General features: G+C 73.4%; 13 protein-coding genes. 5 read left to right on the top strand and 8 right to left on the bottom strand.

Annotated elements, in window-relative coordinates:
- Positions 1-122 precede the first annotated feature (122 nt).
- Positions 123-2,705 (top strand): aminopeptidase N, encoded by a 2,583-nt coding sequence (gene pepN, locus OG534_RS24410; RefSeq protein ID WP_326590702.1) that lies wholly within the window; start codon positions 123-125, stop codon positions 2,703-2,705.
- Positions 2,706-2,900: 195 nt separating this feature from the next.
- Here pepN and OG534_RS24405 read toward each other — a convergent pair whose 3' ends face one another.
- The 5 genes from OG534_RS24405 to OG534_RS24385 all read right to left on the bottom strand — a co-directional run bounded on the left by OG534_RS24405 (position 2,901) and on the right by OG534_RS24385 (position 9,126).
- On the bottom strand, positions 2,901-4,517 hold the full coding sequence (locus tag OG534_RS24405; protein ID WP_326590700.1) for an alpha/beta hydrolase: 1,617 nt from the start codon (positions 4,515-4,517) through the stop codon (positions 2,901-2,903).
- A 12-nt stretch (positions 4,518-4,529) separates the two neighbouring features.
- A complete protein-coding gene (locus OG534_RS24400; protein WP_326590698.1) occupies positions 4,530-6,122 on the bottom strand; it encodes an alpha/beta fold hydrolase in 1,593 nt (530 codons plus the stop codon).
- Positions 6,123-6,301: 179 nt separating this feature from the next.
- Entirely contained in the window at positions 6,302-7,210 is a 909-nt protein-coding gene (locus OG534_RS24395) for a LysR family transcriptional regulator (RefSeq protein ID WP_326590696.1), read from the bottom strand.
- A gap of 10 nt (positions 7,211-7,220) precedes the next feature.
- Positions 7,221-8,150 carry a DMT family transporter gene (locus OG534_RS24390; RefSeq protein ID WP_326590693.1) on the bottom strand — a complete coding sequence of 310 codons (930 nt, stop codon included), beginning with the start codon at positions 8,148-8,150 and terminating at the stop codon, positions 7,221-7,223.
- Positions 8,151-8,193: 43 nt separating this feature from the next.
- Complete coding sequence (locus OG534_RS24385; protein WP_326590691.1) at positions 8,194-9,126, bottom strand: EamA family transporter; 933 nt, start codon at positions 9,124-9,126, stop codon at positions 8,194-8,196.
- Between the two features lie 107 nt (positions 9,127-9,233).
- Here OG534_RS24385 and OG534_RS24380 point away from each other — a divergent pair, with 107 nt between their 5' ends.
- Entirely contained in the window at positions 9,234-9,725 is a 492-nt protein-coding gene (locus tag OG534_RS24380) for a MarR family winged helix-turn-helix transcriptional regulator (protein WP_326590689.1), read from the top strand.
- 107 nt (positions 9,726-9,832) lie between these two features.
- Here the strand turns inward: OG534_RS24380 and OG534_RS24375 are convergent, their stop codons facing one another.
- Positions 9,833-10,072 carry a hypothetical protein gene (locus OG534_RS24375; RefSeq protein WP_326590687.1) on the bottom strand — a complete coding sequence of 80 codons (240 nt, stop codon included), beginning with the start codon at positions 10,070-10,072 and terminating at the stop codon, positions 9,833-9,835.
- A gap of 20 nt (positions 10,073-10,092) precedes the next feature.
- The gene (locus OG534_RS24370) at positions 10,093-12,117 is read right to left on the bottom strand and encodes a 4-alpha-glucanotransferase (RefSeq protein ID WP_326590685.1); all 2,025 of its coding nucleotides are present in this window, start codon (positions 12,115-12,117) and stop codon (positions 10,093-10,095) included.
- Between the two features lie 201 nt (positions 12,118-12,318).
- Here OG534_RS24370 and OG534_RS24365 point away from each other — a divergent pair, with 201 nt between their 5' ends.
- The gene (locus OG534_RS24365) at positions 12,319-15,342 is read left to right on the top strand and encodes a beta-N-acetylglucosaminidase domain-containing protein (RefSeq protein ID WP_326590684.1); all 3,024 of its coding nucleotides are present in this window, start codon (positions 12,319-12,321) and stop codon (positions 15,340-15,342) included.
- Between the two features lie 160 nt (positions 15,343-15,502).
- Here OG534_RS24365 and OG534_RS24360 read toward each other — a convergent pair whose 3' ends face one another.
- Positions 15,503-16,039, bottom strand: a complete 537-nt coding sequence (locus OG534_RS24360; RefSeq protein ID WP_326590683.1) for an HNH endonuclease — start codon at positions 16,037-16,039, stop codon at positions 15,503-15,505.
- 258 nt (positions 16,040-16,297) lie between these two features.
- On the opposite strand from OG534_RS24360, the gene OG534_RS24355 reads away from it, so the two are divergent.
- Both OG534_RS24355 and OG534_RS24350 read left to right on the top strand, forming a co-directional pair.
- Positions 16,298-17,377: a mechanosensitive ion channel family protein gene (locus OG534_RS24355; RefSeq protein ID WP_442807143.1), complete on the top strand. Its 1,080-nt coding sequence runs from the start codon at positions 16,298-16,300 to the stop codon at positions 17,375-17,377.
- A 151-nt stretch (positions 17,378-17,528) separates the two neighbouring features.
- Entirely contained in the window at positions 17,529-18,824 is a 1,296-nt protein-coding gene (locus OG534_RS24350; protein WP_326590681.1) for an ROK family transcriptional regulator, read from the top strand.
- Positions 18,825-18,874 lie beyond the last annotated feature (50 nt).

Genomic DNA, 18,874 nt, shown 5'->3' with positions numbered 1-18,874 from the left:
CGCCGCCCGGCGCTGTCCGGCGGGAATCCGACCTCGCGTTCGCCCGTGGATTACTCCGAGGCGGTGACCCGCGCCCCGTGGAAAGATGGCCGGGCAACGTCACCATCAAAGGAGATGACCGCGTGCCAGGCACGAATCTCACCCGTGAAGAGGCTCAGCAGCGGGCCAAGCTGCTCACCGTCGACTCCTACGAGATCGAACTCGATCTCAGCGGTGCGCAGGCAGGTGGGACCTACCCGTCCGTGACCACCGTGCGCTTCCAGTCGGCCGAGGCCGGGGCCGGGACCTTCATCGACCTCGTCGCCCCGGCGGTCCACGAGGTCGTCCTCAACGGCAAGTCCCTGGACGTCGCCGAGGTCTTCCGGGACTCCCGCATCGCCCTGGAGAACCTGACGGCCGGGGCCAACGAGCTCCGGGTCGTCGCGGACTGCGCCTACACCAACACCGGTGAGGGCCTCCACCGCTTCGTGGACCCGGTCGACCAGCAGGCGTACCTCTACACCCAGTTCGAGGTGCCGGACGCGCGGCGGGTCTTCGCCAGCTTCGAGCAGCCCGACCTGAAGGCCACGTTCCAGTTCACCGTGACGGCCCCCGAGGGCTGGACGGTCATCTCGAACTCCCCGACGCCGGAGGCCGCCGACGTCAAGGACAACGTCTGGCGCTTCGAGCCGACCCCGCGCATCTCCTCGTACATCACGGCGCTGATCGTCGGCCCGTACCACGCGGTGCACAGCTCCTACGAGGGCCCGAACGGCCAGTCCGTGCCGCTCGGCATCTACTGCCGGCCCTCGCTCGCCGAGTTCCTCGACGCGGACGCGATCTTCGAGGTGACCCGGCAGGGCTTCGACTGGTTCCAGGAGAAGTTCGCCTACGACTACCCCTTCGCCAAGTACGACCAGCTCTTCGTCCCGGAGTTCAACGCGGGCGCCATGGAGAACGCGGGCGCGGTCACCATCCGTGACCAGTACGTCTTCCGCTCGAAGGTGACGGACGCGGCGTACGAGGGCCGCGCGGAGACGATCCTCCACGAGCTCGCGCACATGTGGTTCGGCGACCTGGTCACCATGGAGTGGTGGAACGACCTGTGGCTGAACGAGTCCTTCGCGACGTACACGTCGATCGCCTGCCAGGCGTACGCGGAGGGCACGAAGTGGCCGCACGCGTGGACCACCTTCGCCAACTCCATGAAGACGTGGGCGTACCGGCAGGACCAGCTGCCGTCCACGCACCCGATCATGGCGGACATCCGTGACCTCGACGACGTCATGGTCAACTTCGACGGCATCACGTACGCCAAGGGCGCCTCGGTGCTCAAGCAGCTCGTCGCCTACGTCGGCACGGATGCCTTCTTCAAGGGCGTGCAGGCGTACTTCAAGGCGCACGCCTTCGGGAACACGCGCCTGTCCGACCTGCTGGGCGCCCTGGAGGAGACCTCGGGCCGCGACCTGACCGCCTGGTCGAAGGCGTGGCTGGAGACGGCCGGCATCAACGTCCTGCGCCCGGAGATCACCACCGGCCCGGACGGTGCGATCACCGCCTTCGGCATCCGCCAGGAGGCGCCCGCGCTGCCCGCCGGCGCCAAGGGCGAGTCCACCCTGCGCCCGCACCGGATCGCGCTCGGCCTCTACGAGCTCCAGGACGGCGCGCTCGTGCGCACCGACCGGATCGAGCTGGACATCGACGGCGCGCTGACCACGGTGCCGGAGCTCGTGGGCCGTGCCCGCCCGGCGGTCGTGCTGCTGAACGACGACGACCTGTCATACGCGAAGGTCCGCCTGGACGAGGAGTCCCTCGCCACGGTCACCGCGCACATCGGCGACTTCTCGGAGTCCCTGCCGCGCGCCCTGTGCTGGGCCTCGGCCTGGGACATGACGCGTGACGGCGAGCTCGCCACCCGCGACTACCTCGCGCTGGTCCTCTCGGGCATCGGCAAGGAGTCCGACATCGGCGTGGTCCAGTCGCTGCACCGGCAGGTGAAGCTGGCCATCGACCTGTACGCCGACCCGGCGTGGCGGGAGCAGGGCCTGGCGGCCTGGACCGAGGCCACCCTGGAGCACCTGCGCGGGGCGGAGCCTGCGAGCGACCACCAGCTGGCGTGGGCGCGGGCGTTCGCGGCCACGGCCCGCACCGAGGGGCAGCTGACCTACCTGTCGGCGCTGCTGGACGGCTCGGCGGAGATCGAGGGCCTGGCCGTCGACACCGAGCTGCGGTGGGCGTTCCTGGAGCGGCTCGCCGCGACGGGTGTCGCCGACGAGCCGGCCATCGCGGCGGAGCTGAAGCGCGACGCCACGGCGGCCGGCGAGCGCCACGCGGCGACCGCGCGGGCGGCGCGGCCGACGGCGGAGGCCAAGGCCGCGGCGTGGGCCTCGGTGGTGGAGTCCGGCGACCTGCCCAACGCGGTGCAGGAGGCGGTGATCGGCGGCTTCGTCCAGACCGACCAGCGCGAGCTGCTGGCCCCGTACACCGCGCGGTACTTCGCGGCGGTCAAGGAGGTCTGGGACAGCCGCAGCCACGAGATCGCCCAGCAGATCGCGGTGGGGCTGTACCCGTCCCTCCAGGTCTCGCAGGAGACGCTGGACGCGACGGACGCGTGGCTGGCCTCGGCCGAGCCGAACGCGGCCCTGCGGCGGTTGGTCTCGGAGTCGCGTGCGGGGGTCGAGCGTGCGCTGAAGGCGCAGGCCGCCGACGCTGCCGCTCGGGGCTAGCGGGATCTGCCCGCACCCGCGGGGAGCGACGTCTCCCCGCGGGTGCGGCACCGCTCCTGGGGCTCCGCCCCGGACCCCGCGCCTCAAACGCCGGCGAGGCTCAAAGATCGGGGCTCCGCCCCGGACCCCGCGCCTCAAACGCCGGCGGGGCTGGAGGGTGCGGCGAGGCTGGAGGGTGCGGCGGGGCTGGATTGTTCAGGGGGCGATGTCGAACTCGGGTGGCTGCAGGGTGTTCAGGCATGCGGTCTTCGGGGCGGCCGGGTTGTCGAAGAACGAGGCGGTGATCTCCTGGGCACACTTCGACGTGGCGAACACGACATGCGGCTCGTAGGGGATCGTGACGACCTTGGCCTTGCTCAGCGTGCGGGCGACGTACGGCCCGTTGTCCGCCCCGGTCTGGGCGTCGAACGCGCCCGACAGGGCGAGCGTGGGGATGTCGCTGCGCGTGACGTCCCGGGTCGAGGGCGCGGCCGCGGGGACGTTCCAGACGGCACAGTCCGGATGGAGGAAGGTGAGCAGCGGAGCCTGGGCCTGCACCGAGCGGGGGAACGACGGGAACTCTTCCCGTCCGCCCTGGAGTGCCGCGTCCTTGCTCTCGTACGGGGTCCACTGGCTGCAGAAGACGCCGTAGGCAAGACCGTGTGAAGTCAGTCCGATGCCCTTGGGGTTGGTCCTCCAGCCCGCCCACTGCTGCGCGATCCGCTGCGGGTTGCCTTTCGCCAGCTCGTCGATGGAGCGGGGTACGGCCTCCGCCGTGTGGGTGGCGGAGGTCAGCCAGTTCACCAGGGTTCCGCCGTCGATCACGACCTTCACCGGCTTGTCGCTGCCGGGGACCGTGACGGTGGTGGTGACCGGCTTGGCTTCGAGGTCGTTGACGAGCTTCTCGAAGGTGGCCGACAGGTTCGGATAGCGCTTGTTGCAGGCGGGCTGGTCCGCGCAGGCCTTGAACAGGCCGTCGACGCCCTGCCGGAAGCTGCTCCAGGTCGCGGCCGAGCCGGACGTGGACGGCGGCAGTATGCCGTCGATGCCCACCGAGCGGAGCCCCTCGGGGTGCAGGCGCATGTAGGCCAGCGCCAGGTGGGTGCCGTAGGAGATGCCGTACAGGTTCCACTGCCCGACGCCCAGCGCGGCGCGCAGGTCCTCGTAGTCGGCGGCGCTCTGGGTGTCGTTGTAGGCGCTGAGGTCCACCCCACGGCCCGCCAGCTGGTCGCGGCAGGCCTTCGTGGCCTCGACGTGCAGGCGTTCGGTGGACGGAGCGCCGTAGACGAGGCCGACCACGCGTGCGTTGAACTCGTCGACGTTGGGGCAGAGGAGCGCCGGGTCGGCCGAGTACGTACCGCGCTGGGACATGAAGATCACGTCACGGTCGCGGTTCAGGCCGCCGTCGATCGCCATCTTCGCCTCGCCGACCGCGTCGTCTCCCGGTCCGCCCGCGAGCCAGACGATGGGGTCGGCCTTCGGTGTGGCGGTCGCGGCGGGCACGATCGCGACACCGAGCTTGATCGTTTTGCTGTTCGGTCCGGCGCGGTTCTCGGGCACGGTGAGCGTTCCGCAGCGGGCTCCTTTCAGCTCCTCGACCGGTTCCGGCGTCTTCGGGCAGGGGCCCGGTTCGAAGCGGGCGTCGCCCACCGTCCGGGCGGTCGTGCCGATCGGCGCCCCGGGGCTGGGACTGGGGCTGGTGCCGGTACGGGACTGCGCCCGGGCGGGCCCGGCGAGCAGGCCGGTGACGAGGAGGCCGGTCACCATGCCGGCCGAGGTGGCCCGGAGCCGTCGTGCGGTGCGGCGACGACGGGGCGCTGGGTGGCGTGTCATCTGCCCTCCCGGTCATTTCGGGATGATGGTGAACGGTCCGGGCTTCACGTCGTCCACGCAACGGGTGTCGGGCGTGGTCGGGCGGGCGAAGAACGAGGCCAGCACGCTCTGTGCGCAAGGCGACTGCGGGACCACCCAGTGGCCGATTCCGGGGACCAGCACGGAGGTCGAGCGGGTCAGGTTGCGGGCCACGTCCCGCGCCCAGCTCGCCCCCGTCTTCACGTCGAACGTGCCGGATATGACGAGCGCCGGTACCGAACTGACCGTGGCCACCCGCTGGACGGCCGCGCGGTCCGGAACGTTCCAGATCCGGCACGCCGGGTACTGGAAGGGGAGTTGCGGCACCTGGGCCAGGACCGTGTCCGGCCATCCGGGGAAGGCCTTGCGCCCGGCGTTCAGCACGTCGGGTTCCGAGTACCCCGGTGCCCACTCGCCGCACACCACCGACTCCGTCAGGCCGTGCGCGAACGCGCCGACGTTCTGGACCGAGCCGGCCGCGCGGGCCTTCGCGAAGCGCTCCGGGTTTCCTTCGGCGAGCTCGTCGAGCGCCGCCGGAAGGTCCTTGGGCCGGGGGTTGAAGGCGACGATCAGGTCCAGCAGCGCGCCCCCGTCGAGGACGACCTTGACCGGCTTTCCTCCGCTCGGCGGCACGACGTCCAGCATCAGGGGCTGTGCCTCCAGCTTGCGGACCTGTTCCGTGAGCGTACGGGGGAGGTCCGGGTAGCGGTCCTTGCAGGCGGGCTCCGCCGCGCACGCCTCGAAGATGTTGCGGATCCCCTCGGCGGTGCTGCCCCAGGTCCACGGCAGGGTCACGTCCCGGGGAGGCGTGATCGAGTCGATCGCGAACGCGCGGATTCCCTCGGGGTGCAGGCGCAGGTACGTGAGGGCCAGGTTGCTGCCGTAGGAGTACCCGTAGACGTTCCACTGGCGGAGCTTCAGCGCCTTGCGCAGGTCGGCGAAGTCGGCGGCGTTCTCCGTGGTGTTGTAGGCGCTCAGGTCGATGCCCTCGGCCACCAGGCGGTCCCGGCACTCCTTCACCGCCTTCAGCATGAGCTGCTGCGCCGGCTGTGCGCCGTAGCGCAGGCCCACGGCCTGCGCGTTGAACCGGTCGATCTCGGGGCAGGCCAGGTTCGGCCGGCTGTAGAGGTTGCCACGCTGGGCCATGATGATCAGCTCGCGGTCCTTGTTCAGGCCGGAGTCGACGAGGAACGGAATGTCGTCGTACGTGTCGGCACCGGGGCCGCCCGCCATGAACACCACGGGGTCCTGCGGGGGTTTCGCCGGGTTGACGGCCGGAATGACGGCCACGGCCAGCTTGATGGTCCGGCCGCCCGGGCGGGAGCGGTTCTCGGGGACCTCGAGGAAGCCGCATCGTGCGTCGCTCAGCGCTTCGATGGGCTCGGGCGGCTTCGGACAGGGGCCGGGCACGAACCGGGACGGGGCTGCCGGTGTGGGCTGCCCGGGCAACGGGGCAGGCGACGAGGCGGGTGATGCGACGGGCGACGAGGCGGGGGACGAGGCGGCGCTGCCGGGTGTGGTGCCGAATGCCGTCAGGCAGAGCGCTGCGGCCGCGGCGGTCATCGCATGGATGCTGTGCTGTGGCATGTGATCTCGTTCCCCTGCCTACACAGGCGGCGGTCCTGCCGGGCCACGCCGCGGCGGTTGGGGCGGAACGCGCGTCTTCGACGCTACCGGGTGGCAGGTGGGCGCGCACGCGGAGTGGTCGCAACCCGTGTCCCGGGCCGTCCCCGGCCGCCCCTGCGCCGTGTGCACGACGCCGCGGGTCAGTGCACCTGCCGTTCGGCGGCGACGTCCCTCAGGGCCGAGAGGACGTGGGCCAGCGCGGGGGCGGACTCGGCGCCGCGGCGCACCGCCGCGATCACGTGCCGGGTCGGCCGGTCGTGGGCGAGGACCCGCACCGCCACTCCCGAGGCCCGGCGCGACACCATCCGCGGGACCAGGGCCACGCCCATCCCCGCCTCGACCATCGCCAGGATCGCCGTCCAGCCGGATGCCGAGTGCGCCTGCTCCGGTACGAAGCCCGCCGCCTCGCACGCGCCCCGGGCGATCTCCGACCAGGGCCCGCTGCCCCCGTAGATCCACGGGTCGCCGGACAGGTCCGCCAGCCGCAGGTCCGCCGCGGCCGCCAGCGGATGGTCCGGCGGGAGCGCCACATCCAGCGGGTCCTCCAGGAGCGTCACCCGGGTGAAGCGGGCATCCCGCGCGGTCGGCGCGTGGGCCGCCAGGGACAGCGCCAGGTCCACGCCCCCGGCCGACAGGAGCGCGTACGACTCCGCGGCCTCCGTCTCCCGGACCCGGACCTCCACGCCCGGGTGGGTGGTGCGCAGCGCCGCCACCGCGGGGACCACGAGCGCCGGCACGGCGGTGGAGAAGGCGCCGACCCGTACCTCCCCCGCGTCCCCGGCGAGGTATCCGGCCAGCTCCGCGTCGGCCCGCTCCAGCTGCGCGAACACCGCCTCCGCGTGCCGCAGGACGAGGTGGGCCGCGTCGGTGAGGCGCACCCGCCGGCCCTGTGCCTCCAGCAGCGCCACCCCCAGTTGCCGGGCGAGGTTCGTCAGTTGCTGCGACACGGCCGAGGGCGTCATGTGCAGCGCCTCGGCCGCCCGGGTCACGGTCCCCTGTTCGGCGAGGGTCCGCAGGATCCGCAGCTTCTTGATGTCCCACTCGGTCATGGGCCCGAACCTACCGCCGGGCACTTCCCAGCCCGACTCCGCCGAGGATCAGCGCCATGCAGAGCAGCTGCGCCGGGCCGGTGTGTTCGCCCAGCAGCAGGAAGCCGAGCCCCGCCACGCACACCGGCTGGAGGTAGTAGACGATTCCCGCGCGGGCCGCCCCGATGACCGAGATCGCCTTGTTCCAGGCGAAGAAGGCGACGGCCGAGGAGAACACGCCGACGTACAGCAGCGGTCCGACGGTTCCGGCGGTGACCTCGAAGCCGCCCTGGACGGAGACGGAGACGGCGTAGACGGGCGCCAGCATCAGCGCGCCGAGCACGAAGGTGGTGATCAGGAAGGCCAGTCCGCCGAGTTCGGCGGGCTTGCGCCGCAGCAGGGCGCTGTACGTGGCGAAGGACAGGGCGGCCGCAAACATCCACAGGTCGCCGGCGCCGAAGTCGAAGCCGATCGAGCCGTCCCCGACGAGCAGCAGCACGCCGAGGGCGGCGAGCAGCATCCCGATGGTCCGCCGGGCGCCGAGCCGTTCGCCGCCGAGGCGGGCGTAGAGCGCCATGATGACGGGCGAGGCGGCCATGATCATGCCCATGTTGGAGGCGGAGGTGGTCAGTCCGGCCTGGTGCACGAGCGTGTTGTAGAGGGCGACGCCGAACAGCGAGGCGACGGCGATGAAGCCGAGGTGCCGCCGGATCAGGGCCCGCTGCTGCCAGGCCTGGCGGGCGGCGAAGGGGGCGACGGCGAGCAGCGCGATGATCCAGCGCCAGAAGACCGCCTGAACGGGCGGGACGGTTTCGGCCATGCCCCGGGTGGCGACGAAGCTGCCGGACCAGACGACCGTCGCGAGCAGTGCGAGGAGCACGCCGAGCCCGGCGGCACCCTTCTTCGCGGTGCTGCCGGGCTCGGTGTGCGAAACGGTGCGGGCGCGGTCCGTGACGGCCACTGTGCGTCTCCCCCTCGGGGTCGGTCGGTCTGTCGTCGTCGGACTACCGTCGCACTCGCCCATCGGTCAGGTCCATCGAAATGTTTTGATTGATCTGTTCAGTTGAACTGAACGTTTTCGGGGTGCGGGCGACTGCCAGCTGACCGGCGACGGTGGCCCCGAAGGCGATCGCCATGCCCACGAGCTGTACGGGCGACAGCGCCTGCCCGAGGGCGGCCCAGCCGATGACGGCGGCCGTGAGCGGGGAGAGCGGGCCGAGCAGGGTGACCGAGGTGGCGGTGAGCTGTCCGATGCCGCGGAACCAGAGCCAGTACGCGATGCCGGTGTTGATCAGCATCATGTAGCCGTAGCCGAGGAGGGCCTTGCCGTCGAGCGCGGGCGGAGCGCCCTCGACGAGGGCGGCGACGGGGATGATGAACAGCCCGCCCGCGGTGAGCTGCCAGCCGGTCATCGCCAGCGGGCCGACGCCTTCGGGGCGGCCCCAGCGCTTGGTCATCACGGTGCCGGCGCCCATGGAGGCGGAGGAGACCACACCGGCGACGACGCCGACCAGGTCGAGCCGGGCCTCGGCGGTGAGCACGACCATGCTCACGCCGAACGCGCCGACGACGGCGGCCAGCACGGTGCGCAGACTGGCCCGCTCGCCCAGGAGGAGCGCGGCGAGTCCCACGACGAACAGCGGACCGGCGGCGCCCAGCACGGCCGCGACGCCGCCGGGCAGCCGGTAGGCGGAGAGGAACAGCAGCGGGAAGAAGGCGCCGATGTTGAGGGTGCCGAGGACGGCGGACTTCCACCACCACGCGCCCTTGGGGAGGGTGCGGGCCAGGGCGGTCAGCAGCAGCCCGGCGGGCAGGGCGCGCATGACCCCGGTGAACAGCGGCCGGTCGGGCGGCAGCAGCTCGGTGGCCACGGCGTAGGTCGAACCCCAGGAAATGGGGGCGAGGGCGGTCAGGGCGACGGTGGCCAAGCGCTTCATGACGGGCTGCTCCTCGATTCGGTTGCTGTTAAGTAGCTTACCGCTAAGCTACTTATCGTCAAGCAACTTTCTTGCGAACGATCTGCGGAGGGACGGATACTGCACCCATGAGTGAGGACAAGGACGCGGTCGACGCGATCACGGCCCAGTGGTTCGCCGTGCGCCCCGACCTGGACACGGCGCCGATGGCGGTCTTCGGCCGCATCTACCGGATCTCCAAGGCCATGGGCGACGCGGTGGAGGAGCGCTACGCGCGCTTCGGCATCTCGCGCGGGGAGTTCGACGTCGTCGCCACCCTGCGCCGCTCGGGCGACCCGTACACGCTCTCGCCCCGCCAGCTCTCGGCCACGCTCATGCTCACCACGGGCGGCATGACCGGGCGGCTGGACAAGCTGGAGAAGGCCGGGCTGCTCTGCCGCAAGCCCGATCCGCACGACCGGCGGGGGCTGCAGGTGACGATCACCGACCGCGGCCTCGCGCTCGTCGACGAGGCCGTCAGCGCCGGCCTGGAAGTCCAGCGCGCCGCGCTCACCGGGTTCACCGGCGAAGAGGTCGACGCCCTCACCGGCCTGCTCCGCAAGCTACTGGCCGGCGTCTGAGGACACAACAAGGCGCCGGGGGTCGCCACACGACCGAAACACATCGGTGGTGCGGACCCCCGGCGCCCCGGAAGTTCTGCGGTCCGACCCCGCGGGGTCGGACCGGATCAGGCCTGCTTCTGCGGCTTGTCGGACTTGTCGAGGACCATCACGAGGCCCGCGATGGCCAGGAACAGCGCGATCGGCAGGAACACGTACAGGCCGAGCGTCTCGCCGATGCTCAGGCCCGGACCCGGGTCGTCACCGTCGTCGCGGGTCAGCGCGAGGGCGGGAGACGTCATCAGCAGCATCATCAGCGTCGTTCCGGCCGTGACGGCGCCGGCGCGCAGAGCGTTCTTCTTGTCCACGGTGCAAACGTAGCGAACACCTAAACGGGGCGCGCGCCCGGGGGTGCCGTACGAGGTCGCACGCCCTCCCCCACCGCGCTCAGCAGGGCGTTCGCCCGGGGCGAGGCGACCAGCTCCTCCAGCGTCAGCGGCCGCCCGCCCGCATCGGCCAGCGGCAGCCGCCAATTGGGGTACTGGTCCCAGGTGCCCGGCAGGTTCTGCGGCCGCCGGTCCCCCACCGCGTCCGGCAGCCATACCCCCACCAGCCGCGCGGGGGTGCGCAGCAGGAACGCGTACAGGGCCCGTACGGCGGCCTCCTCGCCCTTGGTGTCCAGGCCCAGCCCGTCCAGCAGCTCCAGCCACTCGGCGGTGTCGGCGGCGTCCTCGGCCCGCTCCTGCTCGGCCGGACGGGTCAGCAGGCCGAGCCGGTCGCGCAGTTCCACATGGGACCCGGCGAGTTTGGCGGCCGTGGGCGGCAGGTCGTGGGTGGTGACGGTGGCCAGGCAGTCGGCCCGCCACGCCTGCGGGGCGAGCGGGCTCCCGCTGCCGGCCCAGTCCCGCTCGAACCACAGCACCGAGGTGCCGAGCACTCCGCGCCGGGCCAGTTCCCGGCGGACCCGCGGCTCCACCGTCCCGAGGTCCTCGCCGATGACCAGGGCGCCGGCCCGGTGGGCCTCCAGCACCAGGACCGCCAGCATGGCCTCGCCGTCGTAGCCGACGTAGGTGCCCTCGGCGGGCGGGGCCCCCTCCGGGATCCACCAGAGCCGGAACAGGCCCATGACGTGGTCGATGCGCAGCGCGCCCGCGTAGCGGAACACCGCGCGCAGCAGCGACCGGAAGGGGGCGTAGGCGGTGGCGGCCAGCCGGTCCGGACGCCACGGCGGCAGCCCCCAGTCCTGGCCGCGCGCGTTGAAGGCGTCCGGCGGGGCGCCGACCGAGATGTGCCCGGCGTAGCAGGGCGACCCGAAGACGTCGGAGCCCTTCGGGTGCACCCCGACGGCGAGGTCGTGCACGATGCCGACCGCCATGCCCGCCTCCCGGGCGGTCCGCTGCGCGGCGGCGAGCTGGCCGTCCGTCAGCCAGACCAGCCAGCGGTGGAAGTCGCCGCGCTCCTTCGGGTCCTCCCCCGCGTGCCCGGCGCACCAGACGGCGTGCACGTCCAGCGGAGGGCCCTGCTCCGCGCAGAAGGCCCGGTAGGCGGCCTCCCGTTCGGGCGAGCGCGGGACGGCGTACAGCAGCTCCAGGGCCTGCCGCTTGAGGTCCCAGACGGCGTCCCGGTCGATCAGGGCGCCCTTCTCCAGCACCTGGCGGCGCAGCTGCGCGCCCCGCCCGGCGAGTTCGTCGAGGGCCTCGCGGTCGGGGCAGTCGGCGTACTCGGGGACGTCCTCGATCCGCAGGTACACCGGGTCGGGGAAGCGGCGCGAGGACGGCCGGTACGGGGAGGGGTCGGTCGGGGTGCCGGGCACGGCCGCGTGCAGCGGGTTGACCTGGATGAAGCCGGCGCCGTGGGTGCGGCCGGCCCAGCGGGCGAGTTCGGCGAGGTCGCCGAGGTCGCCCATGCCCCAGGAGCGCTCGGAGAGCAGGGAGTAGAGCTGGACGAGCAGCCCGTGGGCCCGCTCCGGCGCGGCGGGGGCCCGCTCCGGGGCCACGACCAGGGTGGCCCCGGCGGTCCGCCCGTCGGGGGCCTGGGCGGTGAGCCGGTGGACGCCCAGGGGCAGTCCGGGGCCCCACGCGAGCTCCTCCCCCGTCTCCTCGGCCACCACGCGCACGCGGGTGCCCGGCGGGAGGGCTGCGGGCTCCGGCGGCACGGGTTCCCCCTGCCAGAGCACCACCGTCGGCGGCAGGAGCCGCCCGGCCGCCTCCTGCGACTCCACCTCGGCGGACACGCGGATGCTCTCGGCGTCGTCCGTGACCACCCCGAGCAGGCCGAGCACGGCCCTGACGGTGTCCTCCGGGACCTGGACGGTGACGTTCGCGGCGGGCTGGTAGGCGGTGGCGATGCCGTTCAGGGCAGCGAGCCGGGCCAGGTCGTCCATCAACAGTCGCTCCTTCGTGCGTGCGGGCATGAGGGCATGAGGGTGAGTCAGAAGCGTGGTGCAGAAGGGCGGGACGCCGCGGGGGAACACGCCAGCCATACCCACTCGGAGGGATCGCATTCCTGGCACAACCGGGCCAGATCACCCTCCCGCATTGACACTCGAGCCGCACGAGTGGTGGGCTCGGGCTCATTCGTACGAGTGGGGGACGTCTCGCGACGAGGAGGCTCTGTGCAGCTCAGGGGCAGGAAGCGGTCGACCGCCGCCGCCGTGGCGGTGATCGGGTCACTGCTGGGCGGCGCCGTGTCCGCAGCGCCACCGGGTACCCTCGCGGCACCCTCCGCCCCGGACGCGCCGACCCGCGCGCCGGCCGGCGGCGGCGCCGTCGCGACCGGTGCCAACGCGGCCGGCGCCAACGGCACCGTCGGCCCCGTGCTCGACCCCGGCGCCGACACCCCCCGGACGGCTGCCGACGGGCCCGCCGTGTGGCCCCGGCCGCAGGCGATGACCGCCGATCCGGCGCGCGAGGTGCCGCTGGGCACGGAGGCCGTGCTGGTCGCTCCGGCCGACGCCGACCCGTACGCCGTCCAGGTGGTGCGCGAGGCCCTGCGCAAGGCGGGCGTGAAGACCCTGCACGAGCCGGCCCCCGGGGCACCGCTGCCCAAGCGGGGCACCCTCGTACGGCTCCAGGACGCGGGCGCGCAGGAGGCCCTGCTGGCGCTGGGCGCGACCGCGGCCACGGACCTGCCGAACGGCGGCTACCGGCTGGCCGTGGGACGGCCCGGCGGGCGGGACACGGTCGCCCTGGCCGGCGTCGGCGAAGAGGGGCTCTTCCACGCGGCGCAGACGCTGCGCCAGCTGCTCTCCGCGGGCGGCGGGAAGGTGCCCGGGGTCCTGGTGCGGGACTGGCCGGCCGCTCCGGTGCGCGGGATCACCGAGGGCTTCTACGGGCAGCCGTGGACGGGCGAACAGCGCCTCGCCCAGGTCGACTTCATGGGCCGCACCAAGCAGAACCGGCTGCTGATCGCGCCCGGCGACGACCCGTACCGCACGACGGGCTGGCGCGAGGACTATCCGCAGGAGCGGCAGCAGGAGTTCCGCGAGCTGGCCGAGCGGGCCCGCGCCAACCGGGTCGTCCTGGCCTGGGCGGTCACCCCCGGGCAGTCGATGTGCCTGTCGTCGGCGGCCGACCGGGCGGCGCTCGGGCGCAAGGTGGACGCGATGTGGGACCTGGGCTTCCGCGCCTTCCAGGTGCAGTTCCAGGACGTCAGCTACACCGAGTGGGGCTGCCGGGCGGACCGGGAGCGGTACGGGAAGGGCCCGGCGGCGGCCGCGAAGGCGCACGCCGAGGTCGCGAACGAGCTGGCCGCGCACCTGGCCGCCCGGTACCCGGGGGCGCCCGCGCTGTCGCTGCTGCCGACCGAGTACTACCAGGAGGGCGCCACCGCCTACCGGACGGCCCTGGCGGGCGCGCTGGACGCCCGGGTACAGGTGGCCTGGACGGGCGTGGGCGTGGTGCCGCGCACGATCACCGGGAAGGAACTGGCCGGGGCGCGCTCCGCCCTGGGGCAGCAGCCCCTGATCACCATGGACAACTACCCGGTCAACGACTGGGACCCGGGCCGCATCTTCCTCGGCCCGTACGCGGGCCGCGATCCCGCGGTGGCGGGCGGCTCGGCGGCGCTGCTGTCCAACGCGATGCAGCAGCCCATCCTGTCGCGGATCCCGCTCTTCACGGCGGCGGACTTCGCCTGGAACCCGCGCGGCTACCGGGCCGGCGAGTCCTGGCAGGCGGCGGTGCGCGATCTCGCGGGCTCCGACCCGCGGGAGCGCGAGGCGGTGGCGGCGCTGGCCGGGAACACCGCGTCGTCCGGGCTCAACCAGGAGGAGTCGGCGTACCTGAAGCCGCTGCTCGAACAGTTCTGGAAGGCCCGGGCCGCGGGTGATCCGGCGGCCGGGACCGAGCTGCGCAAGGCGTTCACGGTGCTGCGCGAGGCCCCCGCCCGGCTGACCGCCCTGTCGGACGAGGCCGGCCCCTGGCTGGAGCGGCTCGCGCGCTACGGAGCGGCCGGCGAACTGGCCGTGGACGTCCTTCAGGCCCAGGCCCGCGGGGACGGGGCCGCCGCCTGGCAGGCCTCCCGGGCCCTCGCCGAGGCGCGCGAGGCGCTGGCCGAGCCGGGACCCGCCCAGGTGGACCAGGCCGTCCTGGACCCCTTCCTGGCGAAGGCGGCGGCGGAGGCGGACGCCTGGACCGGCGTCGCCCGCACGACCGGCACGGTGACGAAGGACGCGCAGGCCTGGACGGTGCGGCTGGACTCCGCGCGCCCGGTGTCGGCGGTGACGGTGATGACGGACCCGTTCCCGACGGGCGCCCGGGGCGCCGTGGTGGAGCTGCACGTACCGGGCGAGGGCTGGCGCAAGGTCGGCGACGCGGCGGCGTCGGGCTGGACCCAGGTCGACACGGCGGGGCTGCGCGCGGACGCGGTGCGCCTGGCCTGGGCCGGGGCCGCGCCCGTGGTGCACCAGGTGGTGCCGTGGTTCGGGGACGGCCCCCGGGCCCGCTTCGAGCTGGCGGACGGCGGCAAGACCGATGCCGAGGTCGGCGGCGCCCCGCAGCGGGTCACGGCGCAGCTGTCCGCCCTCGGCCCCGGCGAGGTCCGCGGGCCGCTGTCGGCGCAGCCGCCGGCGGGCATCGAGGTCCGCCTCCCGCAGACCGTGGTGGTCCCGCGCGGCGGCCGGGCCTCGATCCCGCTGGAGGTCGTCGTCGCCGCGAACACCCCGCCGGGCAGCTACCAGGTCCCGGTGACCTTCGACGGGGAGTCCCGCACGCTGACCGTGCGGGCCGTGCCCCGTACCGGCGGCCCGGACCTCCTGCGCACCGCGCGGGCGAGCTCCTCGGCGGACGAGACGGCCGGCTTCCCGGCCTCGGCGGCCGCGGACGGCTCCCCGAACACCCGCTGGTCGTCACCGGCGGTGGACGGCGCGTGGTGGCAGGCGCAGCTGACCGCCCCGGCGCGGATCGGGCGGCTGGAGCTCCACTGGCAGGACGCGTACCCCTCGGCGTACCGGGTGGAGACCTCCGCGGACGGGGTGACCTGGCGCCCGGCGGCGGCCGTCACGGCCTCCCGGGGCGGCCACGAGTCGCTCCGGCTGGACGCCCCGGACACCCGTTTCCTGCGGGTCACGTGCGACAGGCGCGCGACGCGCTACGGGTGCTCCCTCTGGTCGGTGGAGGCGTACGCGGTCACGCCGTAGCCCTGGCGGGGCCCCGCGGTAGCCCTGGCGGGTCCGTGCCGGAGTCCTTGCGGAGCCGCGCCGACGCGGGGCACCCCCACGCGTCCGGGTGCGGCGCCGCTGCGGGGGCCTGCCCCCGGACCCCCGCGCCTCACACGCCGGCGGGGCTGGATTCTGCCCGCTATGACGCCGCGACTCCGATGCGTTCCAGCGCGTCCTCGGCCCCGTACGGCTGGAGGTACGGCATCCACCGGGGATCCCGGTGCCCCGTGCCGATGATGCGCCAGGCCAGGCCCGACGGCGGCGCCGGCTGGTGGCGCAGGCGCCAGCCGAGTTCCAGCAGGTGCCGGTCGGCCTTGACGTGGTTGCAGCGGCGGCACGCGGCGACGACGTTGTCCCAGGCGTGCAGGCCGCCCCGGCTGCGCGGGATGACGTGGTCGACGCTGGTGGCGACGGCCCCGCAGTACATGCAGCGGCCGCCGTCCCGCGCGAACAGGGCGCGCCGGGTGAGTGGAACGGGCCCCCGGTAGGGGACCCGCACAAAGCGCTTGAGCCGAACCACGCTGGGAGCGGGGACGACCCTCGTCGCGCTGTGCAGATAGGCGCCGGATTCCTCCAGGGAGACTGCTTTGTTCTCCAGGACGAGGACGAGCGCGCGGCGGAGCGGTACGACGCCGAGGGGCTCGTACGACGCATTGAGGACCAGGACGTGCGGCACGGACTGCCTCCTTGTACGCCGGCGGCGCGTGGCTCGCGCCGGGACGATCTGCTCTCCAGTCTCTCCTTACGGCTGGTCGAAGCGCCACCACGAGCCCGTAACGGGTCCGAGGTGTTTTCAACCACAGTCAGTTCATCCCCAGGTGAGTCTGGTCTCTCCCTCGAACACGGCACCAAGGTGAAGGGATTGCCCCGTTAGTGTGGTTGTTCTGCCCGTCACCGTTCTGCGCGCAGACCGCTATACCTGGAGGTTCCCGTCGTGCCCTGGCCCGCCGCTCTGCTGCCGTCGGCAGCCGAAGTCCCGGACGCGCCCGCCTCGGTCAAGGAGGCGCAGGCGAGCGTCACCGAGGCCGCCAGCTTCATCGAGCAGAACTGGGCCACCTGGCTGAGCATCGGCCTGCGGATCCTGCTGATCGTCGTCATAGCGGCGGTCATCCGCTCGGCGGTCCGCAAGGCACTGACCAAGCTGATAACCCGGATGAACACCAGCGCCGAGGCGGTCGAGGGCACCGCGCTCGGCGGGCTGCTGGTCAATGCCGAGCGGCGGCGCCAGCGTTCGGAGGCCATCGGCTCGGTCCTGCGTTCGGTCGCTTCGTTCCTTATCCTCGGCACGGCCGCGCTGATGGTCCTGGCCGCGCTGAAGATCGATCTGGCCCCGCTGCTGGCGAGTGCCGGTGTGGCCGGTGTGGCGATCGGTTTCGGTGCCCGGAACCTGGTGACGGACTTCCTCTCCGGCGTCTTCATGATCATGGAGGACCAGTACGGGGTGGGCGACAAGATCGACGCGGGTGTGGCCTCGGGCGAGGTCATAGAGGTCGGACTGCGGGTGACCAAGCTCCGCGGGGACAACGGCGAGATCTGGTACGTGCGCAACGGCGAGATCAAGCGGATCGGCAACCTCAGCCAGGGCTGGGCGACGGCGGGCGTGGACGTCCAGGTCAAGCCGTCGGAGAGCCTGTCCAGGATCCGCGAGGTGGTCCAGGAGGTCGCCGGCGCCATGGCGAAGGAGTCCCCGTGGGACGAGCGCCTGTGGGGTCCGGTGGAGGTGCTGGGCCTGGACGAGGTGCTGCTCGCCTCGATGACGGTCAAGGTGTCCGCGAAGACGATGCCGGGCCAGCAGTTCGCGGTGGAGCGGGAACTGCGCTGGCGGATCAAGGAGGCCTTCGACGCCGCGGGCATCGCGATCATCGGCGGCCTGCCGGCCGCGGACGAGGACGAGGCCGCGGCGGACCCGTCGGCCTCCGTCGCCCCGCCCTCCGCGCTGGCGAACCCGGCCTCCCCGCAGTCGCTGGCCACCGCCCCGATCCCGCCGCCGTCCGGCCCGCGGATCGCCAAGTAACCGCACGCACCCCCGCTGCCCCGCAGGTCATCAGGTCATCCGGTCATCCGGTCATCCGGAATGACAGCCTGCGGGGCAGCGCCATTGACACGGCTCGAAGAGTGATAGGAAACTTACCTAACAGATCACCTCGGTGAGGGAGAGCCGCCCGATGCCCGCCGCCACGCCCGGAACGCCCAGCCTGTTGCGCGCCATGAACGACCGGGCCGCACTCGAACTGCTGCTGACGCACGGCCCGCTGTCCCGGACCCGCATCGGGCACCTGACCGGCCTCTCCAAGCCCACCGCCTCCCAGCTGCTGGCCCGCCTGGAGGCCGCCGGACTCGTCGTGGCCACCGGCACCGACGGCGGCCGCCCCGGCCCCAGCGCCCAGCTCTACGCGATCAACCCCCGGGCCGCGTACGTCGGCGGCCTCGACGTCACCCCGGGACGCGTGCTGGCCGCCGTCGCCGACCTCACCGGCACGGTGATCGCCTCCCACGAGGTCCCGTACACCGAGGGCGCGCAGGCCGTCGACCAGGTGACCGAGGCCCTCGGCGGAGCCGTCAAGGCCGCCGGACTGCACCGCTCCGACCTGCACCGGGTGGTCATCGCCACGCCGGGCGCCTTCGACCCGCACACCGGCCGGCTGCGTTACGCCAGCCACCTCCCCGGCTGGCACTCCCCCACCCTCCTCGACGACCTGGCGGCGGCCCTGTCGATGCCGGTCGAGTACGAGAACGACGTCAACCTCGCCGCCGTCGCCGAACAGCGCCTCGGCGCGGCCCGCGGCCACGAGGACTTCGTCCTGCTGTGGAACGAGGAGGGCCTCGGCGCCGCCCTGGTCCTGGGCGGCCGGCTGCACCGCGGCTGGACCGGCGGCGCGGGCGAGGTGGGCTTCCTGCCCGTACCCGGCCGGCCGCTGGTCCGGCAGGTCACCCGGGCCAACTCCGGCGGCTACCAGGAGCTGGCCGGCGTGGAGGGGCTGCCCCGGCTCGCCGCGGAACTGGGCGTCGAGGCCCCGCCCGGGCCCGCCGCGCCCGCCGCGCCCGCCGCCAACGCCCCGGGCGCCCCCGGGACTCCTGACACCGATGCGCCCGGTGCGCCCGACGCACCGCCCGGCCCGCACAGCCCGGAGGTCGCCGCCGCCGTCGCACTGCTCGCGCAGGCCGCCGCCACGCCCGAGGGGCCCCACCTGGCCTTCCTCCAGGCCTACGCGACCGCGCTCGCCACCGGTCTGGCCTCGGTCGTCGCCGTGCTGGACCCGGAGATCGTCGTCCTGTCCGGAGCCGCGATCAGCGCGGGCGGCGAGCCGCTGCGCGCGCTGCTGGAGGCCGAGGTCGCCGAACTGGCACCCTCCCGGCCCCGCCTGGTCCCCGGCGGAGTAAGCGAACGGGCGGTCCTGCACGGCGCGCTGGAGAGCGCACTGGCCGCCACCCGGGACGAAGTGTTCGACACCTCCCGCTGAACCGCCCCACCCCCACCCCCGGCACCCCCACGCACCCCACCCCGCCCGCA

Origin of the sequence: Streptomyces sp. NBC_01294, assembly GCF_035917235.1 — a bacterium.
GTDB classification, from domain to species: domain Bacteria; phylum Actinomycetota; class Actinomycetes; order Streptomycetales; family Streptomycetaceae; genus Streptomyces; species Streptomyces caledonius.
Note: the sequence above shows the minus strand (reverse complement) of the source record. Positions and strands in the feature narration are given on the sequence as shown.